1 pseudogene is annotated in these 885 nt (G+C 66.1%); it reads right to left on the reverse strand.

From position 1 onward, the window contains the following. Nucleotides 1-885: pseudogene (locus AC07VR_RS31605) on the reverse strand (glycine dehydrogenase (aminomethyl-transferring)); the annotation flags it as partial.

Here is an 885-nt window from a genome sequence, read left to right on the forward strand (position 1 = left end):
TTGCCGCGGGCATCGCACGCGGTGACCACCACGCGCATGCCGGCCATGTTGGCGGTGGCCGGGTTGGTGCCGTGGGCCGACGAGGGGATCAGGCAGATGTCGCGACGGTCTTCGCCACGGCTCTGGTGATACGCACGGATCGCCAGCAGACCGGCGTATTCACCCTGGGAGCCGGCGTTGGGCTGCAGGGAGATGGCGTCGTAACCGGTGGCGGCGCAGAGCATCGCTTCCAGTTCATCGGTCAGCTGCTGATAGCCGGCGCTTTGCTCGGCCGGGGCGAACGGGTGCAGGGCACCGAATTCGGCCCAGGTCACCGGGATCATTTCGCTGGCGGCGTTGAGTTTCATGGTGCACGAACCCAGCGGGATCATGGTGCGATCCAGGGCCAGGTCCTTGTCGGCGAGTTTGCGCAGGTAGCGCATCAGCTCGGTTTCCGAGTGATAACGGTTGAACACCGGGTGGCTGAGGATCGGCGATTGGCGCACCAGTGCAGCCGGGATGCGGCTTTCGACCGAGGCGGCGAGGGCGGCGAAGTCCGGCAGGGCCTTGCCGTCGGCCAGCACGCTCCACAGGGTTTCGATGTCCGCCTGGCTGGTGGTTTCGTCCAGCGACAGACCCAGACGCTCGCCATCCAAAACACGCAGGTTGATGCGCTGGGCGCGGGCCTGGTCGTGCAGGGCGGCGGTGTTGGCGCCGGTGGCCAGGGTCAGGGTATCGAAGAAGTGTTCCTGCTCGACGTTCAGGCCCAGTGCGCTCAAGCCTTGGGCGAGGATCGCGGTCAGCTGATGGATGCGCTGGGCGATCTGGATCAGGCCTTTGGGGCCATGGTAGACGGCGTACATGCTGGCGATGTTGGCCAGCAGCACCTGCGCGGTGCAGATGTTG

This window comes from Pseudomonas sp. GW821-FHT02H09, from assembly GCF_059421425.1.